Genomic DNA, 16,943 nt, shown 5'->3' on the forward strand with positions numbered 1-16,943 from the left:
CCGATGAATCCTGAAATTTTCGCTTACGCGCTGCTGGCGTTTCCTCTCCTTTCTGCGACTGCGATCGCTCTCGGCATGCGTCGCAATGGGGCTTTGGCTTCTGGCATCTCCGTCGGAGCCGCCGCTCTGATCCTTGCTACTGCGGGTCACATCATTTTCCGCCTAGATAACTTCGAGTTCAACGTGAACTGGATTGAGTTTGGGCCGCTTTCTTTGGACTTCGGTTTCCTAGTCGACGATCTCGCCAAGCTAATGCTCTTCGTCGTGGCTTTCGTCGGTTTCCTCGTTCACGTATTCAGCCTTGGATACATGAAGGAAGATCCGAACAAGGCCCGCTTCTTCGGTGGTCTTTCGATCTTCATGTTCTCCATGCTCGGCCTTGTGATGGCTAGCAGCTTGGTGACGCTTTTCATCTTTTGGGAATTGGTTGGTTTCAGTTCCTACATGCTAATCGGTTTCTACCTCGATAAGCCCAGTGCCGCTGCTGCTTCGAAGAAGGCATTCATCACCAATCGCGTGGGTGACTTCGGATTCCTGATCGGTATCGCCATGGCGATCGGAATGTTCGGCACCGTGAACTTGACTGAGATGAACGAGATGGTCGTTTCCGGCGAAGTTGCAGTAACGACCGCAGCTCTTGGTTTGTTACTCTTTTGCGGGACAGTCGGTAAATCCGGCCAGATCCCATTGCACGTTTGGCTTCCAGACGCGATGGAAGGCCCGACACCGGTGTCCGCTTTGATTCACGCGGCGACCATGGTTGCTGCCGGTGTTTTCCTTTTGTGCCGTACCGGTTTTCTCATGACAGCCGATGCCCTGCAGGTGATCCTCTGGGTGGGTGTGGCAACTGCGATTTACGCAGGACTTACCGCCGTCGCTCAACGCGACATCAAGAAGATCTTGGCTTACTCCACGGTTTCGCAGCTCGGCTATATGGTGGCAGCATTTGGTCTTGGCACTTTGGCTTCACTCGATGCCGATCACGCCAACATGCACGAAGCGGTCATTTCAGGTGGGGTCGCGGCAGCGATGTTCCACCTTACCACTCACGCCTTCTTCAAGGCTTTGCTCTTCCTCGGATCCGGTTCGATCATTCACGCCTGTCACCACGAGCAGGACATCTTTAAGATGGGTGGTCTCGCCAAGAAGATGAAGATTACCTTCATTTGCTTCACGCTCGGTTTGATGGCCTTGATTGGAACCCCGTTCATCTCGGCGGGCTTCTATTCCAAGGATGCGATCTTGGCTTTGGCTTTCGAGCAGAACAGTGCCGCCTTCTACCTGTTGGTATTCGGCGCGTTCCTCACCACTTTCTACATGATCCGCCTTTGGAAAATCGCTTTCTTCGGTAGCCCGAATTCCGAAAACGCGGAGCATGCCCATGAGAACGGGCCAGTTATGACTGTGCCGCTCATCCTTTTGGCTATCCTCGCGGTTGTGGGTGGATTCGGATTTATTTATCCGGAGGCGCTTAAGCCCATCATCGAAGCGGGCGAGCATATCGCTCATGGCGAACACCATACCTTGATTGCAATGTACGGCGGAGTCGCATGGCTCGTAGGTCTCGCAGCAGCATTTTTCTTCTTCCGCGCAGGGGCGAGCGAAGATCCGTTCAAGAAGATGCTGGGGCCTGTTTACGCAGTACTCGAGAAGAAGTTTTTCTTCGACGAGCTCTACAATTTCTACATTGCCAAGATCCAACAACGCGTGGCTCTAACGCTCCATTTCCTAGAGCAGATCGCCTTGTCCGGTTTGATTATCCGCGGCGCGGCGGGAGTGGCAGGTTTGGTCGGTATCGGGTTGAAAAGTCTGCACGTCGGAAGCCTGCATCAATATGTTTACTGGTTCATCGCCGGTCTTGCTCTCTTCTGGTTCTTTGCCGGTTAAGCTCCATCGGTAACTTCCAAAACGAATTTCTAAAATGAACGACTCCGTTTCACTTCTTCATTTCACCATAGCGGTACCGATTGTCGCTGCATTCGCCACGCTCTGGGCGGGCAAGATCGGTCGACCCGCCGCGCAGATCGTATCGGTGGCAGGTTTTGCGATCCCCACCATTCTGGCGATTTTCGCTTGGATCACCTACAGTCCCGAAGTCGCGGGAGGCTACGATTTTGTCACACGTCACAACACCGGTCTGGAAGCAGTCGGCATCAGCCTTCACCTCGGCCTTAACGGTGTTTCCCTTCCTTTATTCGTGATGGCGGCCGTCGTTGGTTTGGCAGCAGGGCTCTACGCGGCTCAGTCCAAGGCTGAAAATCTCTCCCGTTACCTTTTCTGCCTTCTGATCATGCAAGGCGGTCTGATGGGAGTCTTCGCCTCTATCGATGTCTTCTTCTTCTACTTCTTCCACGAACTCGCTCTGATCCCGACTTTCGTGATGGTGGGAGTCTGGGGTGGTCGTGATCGCGGTTACGCTGCGATGAAGATGACTATCTACCTCACTTTGGGAGCGATGCTTTCCTTGGCCGGATTGATTACCCTCTACGTAAAGAGCGGTGCCGAGTCCTTTGATCTGATTACGCTGAAGCAGCACCTCGCAGCAGCCCCATTGAGCGAAACCGTTTCGCACTACGCCTTTGGACTGTTGCTTTTCGGATTCGGAATTCTCGTTTCACTTTGGCCTTTGCACACTTGGGCTCCGCTCGGCTATGGGGCAGCCCCAAGTTCTGCTGCTATGTTGCACGCCGGTGTTTTGAAAAAGTTTGGACTCTACGGACTCATTCAAATCGCGGTACCGCTCATTCCTGGTGGAGTAGGGCAGTGGGAGTCTTGGATCATCTGGCTCGCTCTGGGCAATGTGGTGATCGTGGGACTGGTTACAATGGCCCAACGCGATCTGAAACAAATGCTTGGTTACAGTTCGGTGATGCACATGGGCTACGCTTTCCTCGGAATCGCGGCTATGTCAGTCCTCGGAGCGGGTGGAGCAGTGATCATGATGGTGGCCCACGGTCTCACTGTAGCGCTTCTGTTCATGCTCTCCACCATGATCCATCACCGCACCCAAACCTTCGAGATGGAGGAAATGGGTGGCCTATCGAAAAAGGCTCCCGTGCTCAGCGCTTTCTTCGTTTGTGGTATGATGGCCAGTATCGCGTTGCCCGGACCAGGTCTCGCAAACTTCTGGGGTGAATTCGGAATTTTCGTCAGCATCTGGCAGACGGATTTCTCATGGGTCCTTTTTGTAGCGGCCACCGGAATTATCATTTCTGCGATCTACGCTCTGCGGGCGATTGCTCGGATCTTCTTTGGCGACGAGTCGGAAGATTTTCTAGAAGTCCAAAAGGATCACACCGTGACAGATATTACTTGGAGCGAGCGTATTCCCGCTTTGATTCTGATCGTTCTGCTTTTCTTCATCGGCTTCTTCCCGAAGACCATCTCCTCCTCACTCAACGACGCTCTTGAGAGCGAACCCGTCTACGCGACGGCCGAAGCTGGCAATTAACTTTTTGGATACCCATGCCAACTGATACTCTAAACTCCCTAGGCGAAATCGCCGCTACCAATACCTGGGGCGCGATTTACCCTGAAATGATTCTTGGCCTCATGGCCCTCGCTCTGATGGGGCTGGAAGTGATTCTTCCGAAGTTCGCCCACGGAGCGATTCCCAGAATTTCGATACTCGGACAAATCCTGCTGCTCGGCTACATCGTAATATTCGATCCAAGCGGCTGTTGCAACGGAGTTGCTTTCGGAGGGATGATCGAGCTTTCCGGCACTGGCCAAGCCCTGCGGATTTTCTTCCTGCTATCTTCTATCTTCGTCAGCTACCTTGCCATGGTAAGCTTCGAGAACAAGACGCTGGCTCGAATCGAGTACTTCTCAATCACCTTGGTCGTCACTGGAGCTCTCTCCTTGATGGCGATGGCGAACCATTTTGTGATGTTGTTTGTCGCCCTCGAAACGGCGACCGTTGGTTTCTACGTGTTGGTAAGCTACTTCCGCCTCAACTCACTTTCTCTGGAAGCAGGCTTAAAGTACCTGATCATGGGAGCCCTTAGCTCGGCGATCTTGCTCTTTGGTATCGTATTACTCTACGGAGCCGCTAGCAATCCAGCATTGGGTGGCAGCAATCCAGACTCCATGAATTTCCAGAACCTGCGGGCTTTCTTGGAAGCAAATCCAACCGATACCCTTTCAATCATCGGCATGTTGTTGGTGATCTCAGGAGTCGCTTTCAAAATCGGCGCCTTCCCATTCCAGATCTGGATTCCAGACGTCTACCAAGGCGCTCCCGTTCCTACGACGGCGTTTCTAGCTGTTTCGTCTAAGGCGGCCGGCTTTGCGGTTTTGCTTACCTTGACCAAAGTGTTCGCTCCTCTTTCAGATATACTGATTCCAGTGCTCTCTGCGGTTGCGGCCTTGACCATTCTTTTCGGTAACTTTGCCGCCCTAACGCAGCGAAACCTCAAGCGCTTGATCGGACTTTCCGGTGTTTCGCACGCTGGTTTCCTTTTAATCGGTGTGATCGCTTCCCAAACCGTTCCAGAAGCGACAAATTGGGTCATCTTCTACTTGTTCGCCTACTTGTTAGGTTCCATGGCGGTTTTCTCCGTTTTTGCCCATCTACCCAAGGAATGGGATTCCGAGTTGGATCTCGATGACCTGGGTGACCTGGCCAAGCGAAACGGTTTCTTGGGTATCGCGTTGGCGATCGGAATTGGTTCGCTCGCTGGCATCCCGCCGTTGGCAGGTTTCATCGGAAAGTTCCTACTCTTTGTGGCTGCTTTCAAAGCTGGGCTCTACACGCTTCTAGGAGTGGGAATCGTGGGTGTCGTTATTTCGATCTACTACTATTTCGGTGTAATCAAAGCCGCCTTCTTCGATGTTTGGAAGTTTTCTGACGAGGAAGAAGAAGCCGCTCCTGCAGTCCCCGGACAGATGCTTACTGCGCTTGGAAAATTCACGATCGTGGTAGCGATTGCCGGCTCTATTGCTCTTGGCTTTTTTCAAGGCCCCTTAGGCTCTTGGCTTTCTGGCCAATAGTCGAGTGGAGCTGAATCGCCCTTGCGGCAAACGTGAGAGCTCGCCTATTAAAAATGGCGAGCTTTATTGCGAAGTCGCACAGGTTCGTAGATCTTTTTTCCCTTTCCTAATTCCGTATAACCGCCCCCAACCTGATTCTGCATGAAAGTTACTGGTCTCGCTATTGTTCCTCCTGAAGCTGCCGAAGGAGAAGCTAAGGTCACTCCTGAGCTTCTCGCGTCCGTTTTGGCGCGTTATTCTCGGAGTAATGAAGGGATTGATACGATCATGTCCAAGGTGGATCTCAAGAATGCGGACAAGTCTATCGACCGCATTCTCAAATTCGTAGACTACGGTCATGCTTCCATTGGTGGATTGACCGGTGGAATCGCGATCACGATAGATGACGTTTCCATGTGGCTGGCCTTCAAGCTTTTCGAAGTTTCGCAGATGAGTGATGGGCAGGAATCTAGCACGCGCTACATCGCCATGGATCCGCAAAACATTCCCACTCCGGACGAGATCGGAATGCCGGTTGATTTGGCCGAGGAATGGTTGGGCCTAATTAGCGAAGCCTTTGAGTGCTACAACAAGGAGTTCGCGCGTTTGGACGAACTTGCGGAAAGCGATCCTACTTTAGTTCGCGCTCCCGAAGGCACGCCGGAAAAGGTTCTCGGACGGATGCGGAAAAACTACGCCCTCGATCGGGCCCGTTACTTTATCCCTTTCACGACCAAGACAAATCTTGCGATTGTCATGTCGGCTCGCATGTGGGCCCAGACTATCAAGCATGTTGCTTCCATGCCTCAAAAGGAGGCACAGGTGGTAGCAGAGGCGATTCGCAAAGAAGTGGCAAAGTTTGCTCCTCGCTTGGTAAAGCACTCCCATGCGGAAAAGTCCTTTCAGAAGCAGTGCTTGGAAGAGCACAATCGTAGCATTGAACTCCTGAAATCGCGTCTCTCGATTGAAGCCCTCCCAGACGAAGTTTGGGTGAACGTGGATAATAGCATGCCACCTTTCCTCCAGGAAACTCAATCCGTCGGCAGTGCTCTTAAGTATCGGTCAAACCGATACGGATACTGTGGTACCGCCGTCCGACGCATGCGAGTTTCCTTCGCATGGAACAATATGGCTATTGCCGAGCTACGTGACCTAAATCGTCACCGGACCGGACATCGTTATACGCCGTGTGTGCAGTCTGGTTTCTATCTTGCCGACGAAACGGATCGCGAAGAGTTCCGTCCCTTTCTGGAACGCCAAAAGGCGTTCATGCAAAAACTGATAGAGAGGGGAGAGCCCTGTTATGTTTATGCGCTCCTGCTCGGTAGTCAGACTCCATTTGAGCATTCCACACATGCCGACAAGTTCATATACGAAGCCGAGCTTCGGACTGGCTTGGGCGCTCATTACCGATACGCGAAGCACCTAAGCGATGCCTTGGGAGAGTTTTATAAACAGGTTCCCGATGCCAAGGAATGGGTCGTGGAAGGAACCGCGGAGCCGGAGTAAGCATGCGTCGTCTGGTCCTTCTTTTGATTGTTAGCCTAGGGGCTTCTATTTGCTCGCCGGCTATCTATGCGAAAAAGGACTCGTCCGATAAGTCGCAAGTTAAGATTATTAAGGCGAGCGAAACGAAGTATTCGCGAGCCAAGATTCTGGATACAAAACCTAAGAAAAAGCGGCGATTCCTTTGGTTTAAGAAAAAAGAATCTCCGGCTGATTCGCTAATCTATAGAGGCAAGACATTTGCCCAGCCGAAGAAGATTGAGGTGTCAAAGTCGGCCAAAGGACAGATCTTAGAGCCTCAAAAAGTTGCCACAGGGAAAATCGAGACAAGCAAGAAGCTAGAGACCGAAGTCATTGACGCGCCTTCTGAACCGGAAAAATCTGTAGACTAAGCGTTACGGACTTTTTCCTTTTGCTCTTCCCGCTCCTCTTCGAGCCGGGCCTTTTCGTTGACCAGCTGTTTTTGAATTGCCTCAGCCTCTGAGAAGTTCCCTTGGGAGCGAGCCGCGACAAGTTTAGGTGTTAGGAAGACCTCGCGTTCTGCGATTTTCGCTCGGTACTTTTCGTCGATCTCGGCGAGTTTTGCTTTGGTTTCTTCAGTGATGGGCTCGCGTTCGCCTTCGCTGGCGGCAAGCCGTTCCATGGCCAGTTCGTATGCAGACTTCATGCTATGAGGAAGTAGAAGGAGCGTCACGCGGGTCAACTGAATTTCTGCCTAGGATCCGAGCTTAATGATCCAGATACTTGGGTAAATCACGCTCGCGATCTGCCACAACCGAACTCCCGGTTTTCCGAGTCGACTGTAAGAGTAACCGATTAGAAATAAAGAACTCAATAGAGCCACCGAGATGAGCCAAGCGGGTTCGGCGGGAGTTATGATACTCGAATTCGGTAGTTTGGATGTTCCTGTTAAGACGAGGTGTATCAGTTTTATCAGGACTAATGCGGCGTCATTGAAGAGCTGGAAAACTGGAAAGATGATCTCCATTGGGTAGGTCAGGATTGATAGGAAACCCGCTACGATTGCTAAGGAGGCGAGAGGTAAGGCTATCAGGTTAATCAATATCCCGTAGGACGGTAGGATTTGAAAATAGTAGATGCCAAGAATGGCTGAGACCAGAAAGGCGGCTATACTTACTCCAAGTGCATCGAGTATCCAACGCTTAACGACGACAGTCGCCTTTTGTCGCTTGTTTAGCAATGCAGGTGGTATGCTCTGATACATGGGTGTGAGGCTATTCAATGTTTTCGCTAGGGGCAGGCCCAGCAGCAGGATAGAGGAAACCGTGATATAGGACATTTGAAACCCTGCCTGAAAAAGTTGGCCCGGCAGCAAAAGGAGATAGATCAGAGCGGATGCGGCAAGCGCGTTAAGTGGTGATGGCTGTTTACGGCCAAAGTTAGAAAGGTAAAAGCAGGCAACCATGAGCAAGGCTCTCCAAGAAGATGCGGATCCGCCTGTCACGACTACGAAAGCGCAAACTCCCGCCAGAGAGGCGATCGCTCGGGGAGCGTCTTTGATTTGGAGTAGGGAAAGTAATTGGTGGAAGCAAAGGGCGATAACGCCGATATGCAGTCCACTGATAGCAAAGAGATGCATGGCCCCATTTTGTAGAAACAATTGCTTTTGCTCCGGAGTAAGGGCGCTTTTTTGTCCCAGCATTAAGCCTTGGTACGCTCTTGTGAGATCGCTCTCAGGAGCTTTGTTTTGGATCAGGATTTCCGAGAGTCGGAATCTTGTTTTATTTATGGCTCTCTTAAATCCGTGAGCACGCTGGCTCTGCTCAAGCAGGTAGCCTTGTTTGTAGGCGAGCGTGATCCCCTGATTTCGAAGGTACGCGTCGAATCTATCACCTTCGCGGTACTGGCGCAAAGGACGTATGACTCCTACGCAAGAGAAGGTCTGTCCTTCTTGAGGGTACTCGTTCAGATCTTTAGTTTCCAAAAAGAAGAAGATTCGATCGCTCTTCAATTGGGCAAGGTGTCGGCTCGGTACTTCAATCGTTGCCAGGCCTAGCGCCGTGCCTGGGTCGGTCGCGTTGAACAACTGCTCGATCTTTATTTGCATGGCAGCTTCCCTCGGAATTGTGAGAGAGTTCCCGGTATCGTCCTCTATCGAGGACATGAATCTTATATAGCCAAGCAGGCATATGCTGAGCGCGAAACAGGGCACCCATAGACCTTCTGCGCGTGCTAGCGACCAATAGGCAAATCCCAAGAGCGTCGCTGCTAACAAGCCTAGTCCTAGGAGATCAGTGCTTGGAAAGAAGCGTGCTAGGCCGATTCCAAGGGAAAGAGGGATGAGTATCCAAAGGAGCGGTACGCGGCGTGGGCTCTCTGCGGCGCTCATCTTTTCAGGACCGAAGTCCGGTAGGTCTCGGCCAGATATTTCCTAGTCAAGTTCAGGAGATCGGCTGGATCGCCACTATTTCTGACATATTCCGAAACTGCAAAAGACGGAACGACCAACAACTGGAGGAGGGGCATGGTTAAGTATTGGGCAACAGGGGAAGTGTAAGAGGGATTAGATGAGAATAGAGGGTGAGGCGGCAGTGTCAAATTGCTCGTTTGGTGGAACAAGCCAGGCGCAAAAATGGGAAAGCTTGGCTTTGACCTAGAAAGTCCCTCGCGCGTTACTTGGAATGATGGACGAACAGGCTAGTTTGTTTGGAGCTGAGGATATTTCGCAGGCTTCTGCCGGAGAGAATCGTGAATCGGGTGGCCATAAGCCTCTGGCAGCTCGTATGCGTCCTCGATGTTTAGCGGAGGTCGTTGGCCAAGAACACATTCTGAAGGAAGGTAGTCTGCTGCCACGCTTGGTGGCTGCCAATACGTTTGGTAGCCTGCTTTTCTACGGCCCTCCTGGCTGTGGCAAAACGAGCATGGCTGAGGCGATAGCCGGGGAAACGAAAAGCCGTTTCGTGCGAATTAATGCGGTGATGTCCAACGTGGGGGAGCTGCGAGAAATCCTCAGCATCGCACGGCGTATGGAAGGGACTGATACAGTGCTCTTCATTGACGAAATCCACCGTTTCAATAAGTCCCAGCAGGATTTGCTGCTTCCGGATGTGGAGGCGGGAAACATCCGTTTGATCGGGGCGACCACGCACAACCCCGGCTTTTACGTTAATGCTCCATTGCTGAGTCGCAGCCACCTATTTCGACTTAATCCTCATTCTGTGGATACAGTGGCCAAGACGCTGGCAAATGTTCTAGCTGACGAGGAAAGAGGATTGGGCCCTCGAAAGCATACTGCGGAACCAGAGGTGCTGGCTGGCCTCGCAAAGCTTTGCGACGGAGACCTACGGCGCGCTCTAAATGCGCTGGAGGTATTGGCGATGGGTCTGGAAGAGGGGGAGCCTATTTCAGAAGAGGCGGTGAGCGTTTTTGCGACGGAGCGCCAGATTCGCTACGATGCGAATGAAGACGACCACTATGATACAATCTCGGCCTTCATAAAGAGCATGCGGGGCGGTTCTCCTGACGCGGCTCTCTACTGGCTAGCTAAAATGCTTTCGGGAGGGGAAGATCCCCGGTTTATTGCTCGCCGTTTGGTAGTCTTCGCTTCCGAAGATGTGGGGCTGGCTGATTCGAGCGCGTTGCCGCTCGCCATCGCCACTCAGCAAGCGTGCGATTTTGTCGGCATGCCCGAGTGCCGCATCAATCTAGCCCACTGCGTTTGCTACATGGCGGCAGCTCCCAAGAGCAATTCCTCCTATTCGGCTTTGGCCAGAGCGATGTCAGCCATCAAGGAAGGGCCCGTGCAGGAGGTTCCGCTTTGGTTGAGAGATAAGGGTGGAGCTGCTTCCAAGTCGCTTGGAAATTCCAAAGACTACCGCTACAGCCATGACTACGGGGAAAATATTTCAGGCCAAGAATACATGGAGCACCCCCTGCAATTCTTGGAGCTGAAGAATGTCGGTGAAGAGACGGAGATCGCCAAACGCATGGCTCGATGGGAAAAACTCAAATCGCAGAGGAAAGACGGTTAGGTCTGTCGCGGCGTTAGAATAAACTCGCGAGGGATGAGCTTCTCTGGCTCTAGTTTAGGTCATGATCGTGGACCAAATTGCGAACTGGAAGAGCTACTCTTTGGGAGAGGCTTGGGAAAAGGCGTTTTCCTTTTTGGAAAACCTTAGCGTGGATGCTGAAGAAAAGGAGTATCCAATCGATGGTGACGAGATCTTTGCTCGCGTCATGAGCTACGCGACGAGGGAAGAGATATCTCCCGATGCTGTTTTGGAAGCGCATCGCAAGTATGCCGATATCCAGATGGCTCTAGTCGATAGTGAAAGAATTGCGGTTTATCCCACTGCTTCGCTAGAAACAAAATCTCCCTACGACGCGGAGCGCGATGTTGAGTTCTTCAAGTATCAGGAGCCAGCTAAGCTACAGCTTTCGATGTATCCAGGGACTTTTGCCTTTCTCCTGCCTCAGGATGCCCATATGCCGCAACTTTACGTCACGGAAGTGGGAGCAGTGGTGAAGAAGGTGGTAGTCAAAATCGCCCTAAGCCGTCTGGAACTCTAGAGCCAACTTGGCTGCGCTTTGGTTAAGACGATTAACTAGTTTGCACCGAATTCCGAGTAGCGGAAGAGGTGCAAGTTTGTACGGTCGTTATGACTGCTGCTCACGATCCTCTGGTAATAAGGAGGCAGATTGGGCAGGCTTATGTTTTTGGTAATAGTCCGGAAGAGGAGGAACGTTGGCTGATATCGATCGAAGTCCAATCCATCCAAAGCTTGGTTTTCATAGCCAATTAGGTTGAAGGCCATTAGATCGAACTGAGTTTCGAAATTCGCCCGGTCGAGTATACCGGTGATCGAGTTGGTACTGACGTAGTTGATCGCTTTGAGATCTCTCGATACGGGGGGCTTGGTGACCGGAGCTTTTCCCTCCAGCCTCTCTTTCGCTTCTTGTATGAGCTTGAGCCTCACCGACGCGGAAGGCGGGCGACCATAGATTTCGATGTAAGAATCGCGAAGGAGACTCTCCGAAGCGGCGACATTGAGAGTGATGCTTGATTTGCGATTCTTCCTACATTGGAGAAATAGATGGGGCCAAGGTTCGATCAGCAAGCCCTTCCAACCGAGACCTTTCTCTAGGTAAGGTGTGATGCTATCTTTCAATCCATCGCGAGCGCCGACCTCAACAAAGGTCCCTCCTGGAGAGTCTAGATGGGGCAGAATCGTTTTCACGTGTGGCTTCAGGGCACCCAAATTGAAGGTGCGATGGAAGGCACGTGTGAGCGGGCTGATCTGAACTGTTTGGTTGGTTTTTAGCACGGACTGCGGTGATGCTTTCTTCGTCATTCGGATGGAATCCGATCTGGTTAAGTCCCGCGGGGGGAATTTTGCCTATCGGATGGCCTTTTCTTTAGTATCGCTTCGCTAAGGGAGAAACGGATGCCTCGGACGCGTTTACACCCGATTTACAACTATCCGGTGCCTCTGCTATTATCGTGCCAGAGATGTCCCTTATTAGGGGCTTTGATGCTCACCAGAAGAAGAAAATTTCTCCAAGCAACGTTGGGACCCGTGGCCGTAAGGTTGCGGGTCCTTTGCTTTACGGGAAAGCGACTAATCAGGTGGGAGGTATTCCCTTAGCTCGTGCATTTCGCAGGTATCGGCGAGTGACGCGCAGCACTGCAATCGAATGGATCGGAGAGCCATGAGGTCAAACGGATCAGATTTTATGATCGCTTTTGCTCATACACGGGCAGTGACCTTGTTCACTCAGGGCTTGATCCCGTCTGTTGCTGATCCTTTAGAACGCAACGAGTTTCAAGTGACACTCGCGGTTGTGCTCTGTCATCAACAAGCAGCTCTGCAGGAGATTGGCGAGAACTGCTAGCCTTCGATCTTTATGATGGAAACAGGGCAATGGAAGGCTGCTTCCTTGAGCGCTTCCCGGTCTTCCTCGAAGCCTTGTCCAATCTCGAATGGGTCATCGGTTTCGATGACTTGATGAAGTTGGGCCAGCCCTTCGTCGTCCATCTTCCAATAATTGGGGGCGACTTCGGCGCAGAAGGCGCAGCCGATACATTCGAGTCGCTTATGTTTGATGGTGATCACGGTGGAGAGGAGCTCGATACGGTGGCTATAAATTAAGCGGGCAAGTGCAGGAAGAACTTATCATTTTGACGGACCTTTCCTTCGACCTTGATGCTGAATACTTGACCATTGGTCACTTTGTCCACGGTGGTCGAGTCGTCTAGGCGCAGACCTTCCAAAGTCCCTTTTACAACGCCGCTGGTTTCGCCGATGATCAGAAATTCCTGCCCGGAAGCGATCGGTCCGCTGGCGGTTATCTCAGCGACTCCCAGTTTGTTGTAATAGTGTGTGACGCGACCGGCTTGGACCTTTTGGCGGGTCGCCTTGGTGCCGTGGGCGTTGGACCAACCCTGTTCGCGACCCAGGTAATAGCCGGAGGAGTGGCCGCGATGGTAGACCTTTTTCAGGTCTTCGTTTAGCTCGCTAACAAGCTCCGGAGTGAAGCTGCCCATTTGGACGGCCTCCACCCCTTTGCGATAGGCGGCGGTCACGGTGGATACGTATTCTGGGGAGCGTCCGCGTCCTTCCAGTTTCAAGGTGTGAACTCCTGCCTCCAGTACTTGGTCGAGGAAATCGATGGTGCTGATGTCGTTTGGCGACATGACAAAGTTGTTGTCGATTAATAGCTCCTTACCGGATTCTTGGTCGACGACCTTGTACTCTTTGCGGCAATTTTGCGTGCAGGCCCCTCGGTTTGCGGAGGCGTTGTCTGTGTAGAGCGACATGCCGCAACGGCCGGATACCGCGATACAGAGCGCTCCGTGGGCGAAGGCTTCGATTTCTACCGGACGTCCGGAAGGACCTCTCAAATCATCGGCGATGACTTGCTGGCGGATCTTGCGGATCATGGAGAGATTGAGCTCTCGAGCCAGAACGATGCGGTCGCAGAATTGAGCGTAGAATTTGAAGGACTGGTAGTTTGAAACGGAAAGTTGAGTCGACAGGTGAACTTCCAGGCCAAGCTCCCGGGCTTTGAGGATGCAGGCCATATCCGAGGCAATCACGGCGTCGACCTTTTGCTTGGCTGCTTCCTCCAGGAGCGCGAAGCAGAGCTTCAGGTCGTGATCGTAGAGAAGGGTGTTGAGCGTCAGGTACCCGCGAATGCCTGCGTCGTGGCAGCGAGTCATGATTTCCTGCAGATCCTTCAGGTGGAAGGAGCGACGCGAGCGGGCACGCATATTCAGCTGGGCCAGTCCGAAGTAGACGGAGTCGGCGCCCGAATCGATAGCGGCTTGCAGGGATGGGTAGCATCCGGCCGGAGCGAGGATTTCAACGTGTTCTGACTGTGTGGCGACTGACATATGAAGAACCCTTTTTGAGCGTTGCTATACGCGCTTTCTTGCGTGCTCGCAAATTAAAGAGGCGCTTGTCTGTTTTTATAAGGTCGCTCTGTCAAGGATCGGTTCGCGGGGTGGATTTCCTGATGGCGCCCGATTGCCGACATGGGCCGGCTTCGTGGGGGCCTCTATTTTGATTCGAGGAGGGAGAGGAGTTGGGCGGCGAGTTGGTTGTAGGGAGTGGGGATGCCGTGCTTTTGGCCGAGCCGGTAAATGACTCCGTTGCGAGCGTCCCATTCCATGGGGCGGTGGGCGACGAGGTCGGCGTGAAGGGAGTTCATGGATCCGTCTGGAGCTGCCGCTGCGGAGGCGATGATTTTTGGGATAATCCTTTCGTCCAACTTCGCTCCCTCAGCCCGCCCGACGGCGATGCATTCTTGAATGAGTGATTTCATGATCTCCGCGGCACGTCGGTCTGCTGCGATATTGGCCGGTCGATTCACGAGGGCGGAGATGGCGCCGGCGGCGTTTATGCAGAGCTTATTCCAGGCGGCTGAAGTCCAGTCATCGGTGAGATTTACCTTCACCGCTGGATTGGTGAATAGCTGGGAGAACGCGAGCGAGTTCGCACTGTTGGGGATGTCGATACGTACATCGCCGTGTCGTATGATTTGTCCGTGGCTTTTTCGTTCGGCGGGACAGTCGATGATCACGGGAACGATACGGTCAGCGGGAAAGATCCCCTCTAGGTTAGCCAGGTGTTCGACTCCGTTTTGAACGACCGCGACTTTTGTTTCCTGATTCGATAGGTTGTCGAACCAGCTGGAGGCTTGAGGAATTTGGTAAGTCTTGGTGGCCAAAACGATCCAGTCTGCGGGCTCTGTTTCGCTGGGGTCGGTGTGAACCGTGACTGGATGATACGTGGTTTCGCCTCCTGAGGAGATCTCGAGTTTTTCGAATAGGGTTCGAGCGCAAATGGAAACCGTATTTTTTGGATTCTTCAATAGGAAGGAAGCGAGGGTGCCTCCTATGGCTCCCGGTCCGATTATTGCGACGCTTGGCATGAGTGAGTTGGGGTAAGAGCTAGATACGGAAAAACTCGGCGTAGGGCCGAGTTTTCGTTGTGAATCGCCAAGAGGCCAAGCTAACCGCAGATCGGGCCGAGCGGCTTTCCCGCTAGCAAGTGAATATGCAGATGGGGGACGATTTCGCCGGAGTGCGGTCCGCTGTTGAGTACGGTGCGGAAGCCTTCTGTCCAACCCAGTTTGGCCGCGAGTTGCGGGATGATGGTCATCAAGTGACCGAGCAATTCCTTGTCCTCTGGAGTGGCTTCCCCGATGCGAGGAATGGGCTTTTTCGGGATGAGCAGAAGATGGGTCGGGGCTTGCGGCTGGATATCGTGGATCACGATGCAAAGCTCGTCTTCGTATTCGATGGTGGCTGGAATTTCGCGATCGATGATCTTTTGGAAAATGGTCTTTTCGTCGGACATGTCAGGTGCTGGCGATGATTAGAAAATGATAAGATTCAGGCTGCTGGAGGGGCGTACGCGCGTTTTGCAAAAGGCTCTGCAGTAGGCGACGGCGTTTTGGTACTCCAACTTTCGGCGGGCGGTCCATCGTTTTCCCTTGGGGCAAATCGCTTCTTTCAGCCCGGTTAGAATGAGCATGGGGCGTTCGAAGCGGCAGGTCCTTTTGAGGGCCTCCAGAAGGCGAGCGCGTAAGGCGAGTTCCGAGTAGCCTTGATCATCGGGGACGATTACCAGGTCGATGACAGATTGCTCAGGGTTTCGTGCGGATCGTTCCGCGAGCATTTTGGCGGCTTCGAGAAAGGCAGCGGGCGAGTCCTTTTGGGTTTCCGGCAGAGCCGCCTCGATGGATTCCTTGATTTGGCGGGCGAAATACAGGTCCGAGCTAATGTTATCCGCGAACAAGGCGCAGATAATCTGAAGCTTGGAGAAATCCTGATGTGAGTCGCCGCGTTTCACAGGAGCTTCGGTGCGTTTAAGTCGCCAATTTCGTCTAGAAATTCGTCCAGGTTTTTGAAGTCCTTGTAGACTGAGGCAAATCGGATGTAGGCGATGGCGTCGATGGATTTGAGGTTGTCCAAGACCTTTTCCCCGATCGCGGAGGACGGGAATTCCATGCCGTGCTCGGATTCCAGCGAATCGATCATGTCCTCGACCAGCATATTTATCTGCTCGGCGTGGACGGGGCGTTTTTGGCAGGCGCGGCGGAGGGAGTAAATTATCTTGGCCTTGTCGAAATCTTCGCGCCGACCGTCGCGCTTAGTCACGTAGAGGTGCTCACGAAGGATTTGCTCTGTCGTTGAAAAGCGATGCGAACAATCGAGACACTCCCGGCGACGCCGAATAGTGGAAGCGTCTTTCGAGGCTCTTGAATCGATTACCTTGTCCAACTCGGATCCGCACTTTGGGCATCTCATGGTGAATCAGAGCGTAAGAAAGTTTTTGAGGATTTCCATACCGTTTTCTGTGGCGATGGATTCGGGGTGAAATTGTACCCCCCAGATTGGCAATTCCCGATGCCTTAGTCCCATAATCTCGCCTTCGGCAGTCTCTGCAGTGATTTCTAGACAGTCTGGGAAGCTCTCCCGCTCGACGAGCAGAGAGTGGTAGCGCGTGGCTTGCAGTCCTTGGGGCAAGCCTTTGAAAAGGTCCTCGGCATGGTGAGTGATGGGAGAGGTCTTGCCGTGCATAAGGCGATCTGCCCGGATGACTTTTCCTCCAAAATGCTGCCCGATGGACTGATGGCCCAGACAGACTCCGAATACGGGTACCTTCCCGGCGAAGGTTTTGATCATCTCGATCGAGATGCCGGCTTCGCTTGGCGAGCAAGGCCCAGGAGAGATGAGGACTCGCTCCGGGTTCAAGGCTAAGGCTTCTTCCGTTGTTATCTGGTCGTTGCGGAAGACGCGCTGCTCCACCCCGAGAGTCCCGAAATACTGGACGAGGTTGTAGGTGAAGGAATCGTAGTTGTCTATGACAAGCAGCATGAGAGAGGGTTTTCGTCCTGCTTTAAACAGTTGGTTTGCAAGGGGGTCAAGCTTGGCGCGGCCTCTGTGAATAAGTGCTTTGGCAGGGCTTTATAACCCATGGCGCTGCTGGCTTCGCTTG

General features: G+C 52.7%; 17 protein-coding genes. 7 read left to right on the top strand and 10 right to left on the bottom strand.

Going from position 1 to position 16,943, the window contains the following annotated elements; translation table 11 throughout:
• The first annotated feature begins 3 nt into the window (after positions 1 to 3).
• The 5 genes from nuoL to H5P27_RS07895 all read left to right on the top strand — a co-directional run bounded on the left by nuoL (position 4) and on the right by H5P27_RS07895 (position 6,869).
• Positions 4 to 1,887 (top strand): NADH-quinone oxidoreductase subunit L, encoded by a 1,884-nt coding sequence (gene nuoL / locus H5P27_RS07875; RefSeq protein ID WP_185659846.1) that lies wholly within the window; start codon positions 4 to 6, stop codon positions 1,885 to 1,887.
• A gap of 34 nt (positions 1,888 to 1,921) precedes the next feature.
• Positions 1,922 to 3,451: a complex I subunit 4 family protein gene (locus H5P27_RS07880; protein WP_185659847.1), complete on the top strand. Its 1,530-nt coding sequence runs from the start codon at positions 1,922 to 1,924 to the stop codon at positions 3,449 to 3,451.
• A gap of 14 nt (positions 3,452 to 3,465) precedes the next feature.
• Positions 3,466 to 4,992 (top strand): NADH-quinone oxidoreductase subunit N, encoded by a 1,527-nt coding sequence (locus H5P27_RS07885; RefSeq protein WP_185659848.1) that lies wholly within the window; start codon positions 3,466 to 3,468, stop codon positions 4,990 to 4,992.
• Positions 4,993 to 5,133: 141 nt separating this feature from the next.
• Positions 5,134 to 6,480: an FAD-dependent thymidylate synthase gene (locus tag H5P27_RS07890; protein ID WP_185659849.1), complete on the top strand. Its 1,347-nt coding sequence runs from the start codon at positions 5,134 to 5,136 to the stop codon at positions 6,478 to 6,480.
• Positions 6,481 to 6,482: 2 nt separating this feature from the next.
• Positions 6,483 to 6,869, top strand: a complete 387-nt coding sequence (locus H5P27_RS07895; protein ID WP_185659850.1) for an RNA-binding protein — start codon at positions 6,483 to 6,485, stop codon at positions 6,867 to 6,869.
• Here the strand turns inward: H5P27_RS07895 and H5P27_RS07900 are convergent.
• The gene (locus H5P27_RS07900) at positions 6,866 to 7,144 is read right to left on the bottom strand and encodes a hypothetical protein (protein WP_185659851.1); all 279 of its coding nucleotides are present in this window, start codon (positions 7,142 to 7,144) and stop codon (positions 6,866 to 6,868) included. The two genes, H5P27_RS07895 and H5P27_RS07900, sit on opposite strands and share 4 nt — an antisense overlap.
• A 48-nt stretch (positions 7,145 to 7,192) precedes the next feature.
• A complete protein-coding gene (locus H5P27_RS07905) occupies positions 7,193 to 8,827 on the bottom strand; it encodes a ComEC/Rec2 family competence protein (protein WP_185659852.1) in 1,635 nt (544 codons plus the stop codon).
• Positions 8,828 to 9,119: 292 nt separating this feature from the next.
• Here H5P27_RS07905 and H5P27_RS07910 point away from each other — a divergent pair, with 292 nt between their 5' ends.
• Both H5P27_RS07910 and H5P27_RS07915 read left to right on the top strand, forming a co-directional pair.
• Positions 9,120 to 10,469, top strand: a complete 1,350-nt coding sequence (locus H5P27_RS07910) for a replication-associated recombination protein A (protein WP_246462557.1) — start codon at positions 9,120 to 9,122, stop codon at positions 10,467 to 10,469.
• A 61-nt stretch (positions 10,470 to 10,530) separates the two neighbouring features.
• The gene (locus H5P27_RS07915; protein ID WP_185659853.1) at positions 10,531 to 11,007 is read left to right on the top strand and encodes a NanQ anomerase/TabA/YiaL family protein; all 477 of its coding nucleotides are present in this window, start codon (positions 10,531 to 10,533) and stop codon (positions 11,005 to 11,007) included.
• Between the two features lie 35 nt (positions 11,008 to 11,042).
• Here the strand turns inward: H5P27_RS07915 and H5P27_RS07920 are convergent, their stop codons facing one another.
• The 8 genes from H5P27_RS07920 to H5P27_RS07955 all read right to left on the bottom strand — a co-directional run bounded on the left by H5P27_RS07920 (position 11,043) and on the right by H5P27_RS07955 (position 16,822).
• Complete coding sequence (locus tag H5P27_RS07920; protein WP_185659854.1) at positions 11,043 to 11,789, bottom strand: FkbM family methyltransferase; 747 nt, start codon at positions 11,787 to 11,789, stop codon at positions 11,043 to 11,045.
• Positions 11,790 to 12,326: 537 nt separating this feature from the next.
• On the bottom strand, positions 12,327 to 12,551 hold the full coding sequence (locus tag H5P27_RS07925) for a ferredoxin (RefSeq protein ID WP_185659855.1): 225 nt from the start codon (positions 12,549 to 12,551) through the stop codon (positions 12,327 to 12,329).
• Positions 12,552 to 12,583: 32 nt separating this feature from the next.
• Positions 12,584 to 13,831, bottom strand: coding sequence for a peptidase U32 family protein (locus tag H5P27_RS07930; protein WP_185659856.1), 1,248 nt, complete (start codon positions 13,829 to 13,831; stop codon positions 12,584 to 12,586).
• A 164-nt stretch (positions 13,832 to 13,995) separates the two neighbouring features.
• Positions 13,996 to 14,871, bottom strand: a complete 876-nt coding sequence (locus H5P27_RS07935) for a 2-dehydropantoate 2-reductase (RefSeq protein ID WP_185659857.1) — start codon at positions 14,869 to 14,871, stop codon at positions 13,996 to 13,998.
• Between the two features lie 80 nt (positions 14,872 to 14,951).
• On the bottom strand, positions 14,952 to 15,299 hold the full coding sequence (locus H5P27_RS07940) for a histidine triad nucleotide-binding protein (RefSeq protein ID WP_185659858.1): 348 nt from the start codon (positions 15,297 to 15,299) through the stop codon (positions 14,952 to 14,954).
• Positions 15,300 to 15,317: 18 nt separating this feature from the next.
• The gene (locus tag H5P27_RS07945; RefSeq protein WP_185659859.1) at positions 15,318 to 15,794 is read right to left on the bottom strand and encodes a hypothetical protein; all 477 of its coding nucleotides are present in this window, start codon (positions 15,792 to 15,794) and stop codon (positions 15,318 to 15,320) included.
• Complete coding sequence (gene nrdR, locus H5P27_RS07950; protein ID WP_185659860.1) at positions 15,791 to 16,252, bottom strand: transcriptional regulator NrdR; 462 nt, start codon at positions 16,250 to 16,252, stop codon at positions 15,791 to 15,793. Before nrdR ends, H5P27_RS07945 begins: the two co-directional genes overlap by 4 nt.
• Positions 16,253 to 16,258: 6 nt before the next feature.
• Entirely contained in the window at positions 16,259 to 16,822 is a 564-nt protein-coding gene (locus H5P27_RS07955; protein ID WP_185659861.1) for an anthranilate synthase component II, read from the bottom strand.
• Positions 16,823 to 16,943 lie beyond the last annotated feature (121 nt).

The sequence above is a fragment of the Pelagicoccus albus genome (assembly GCF_014230145.1).
Lineage (GTDB): Bacteria > Verrucomicrobiota > Verrucomicrobiia > Opitutales > Opitutaceae > Pelagicoccus > Pelagicoccus albus.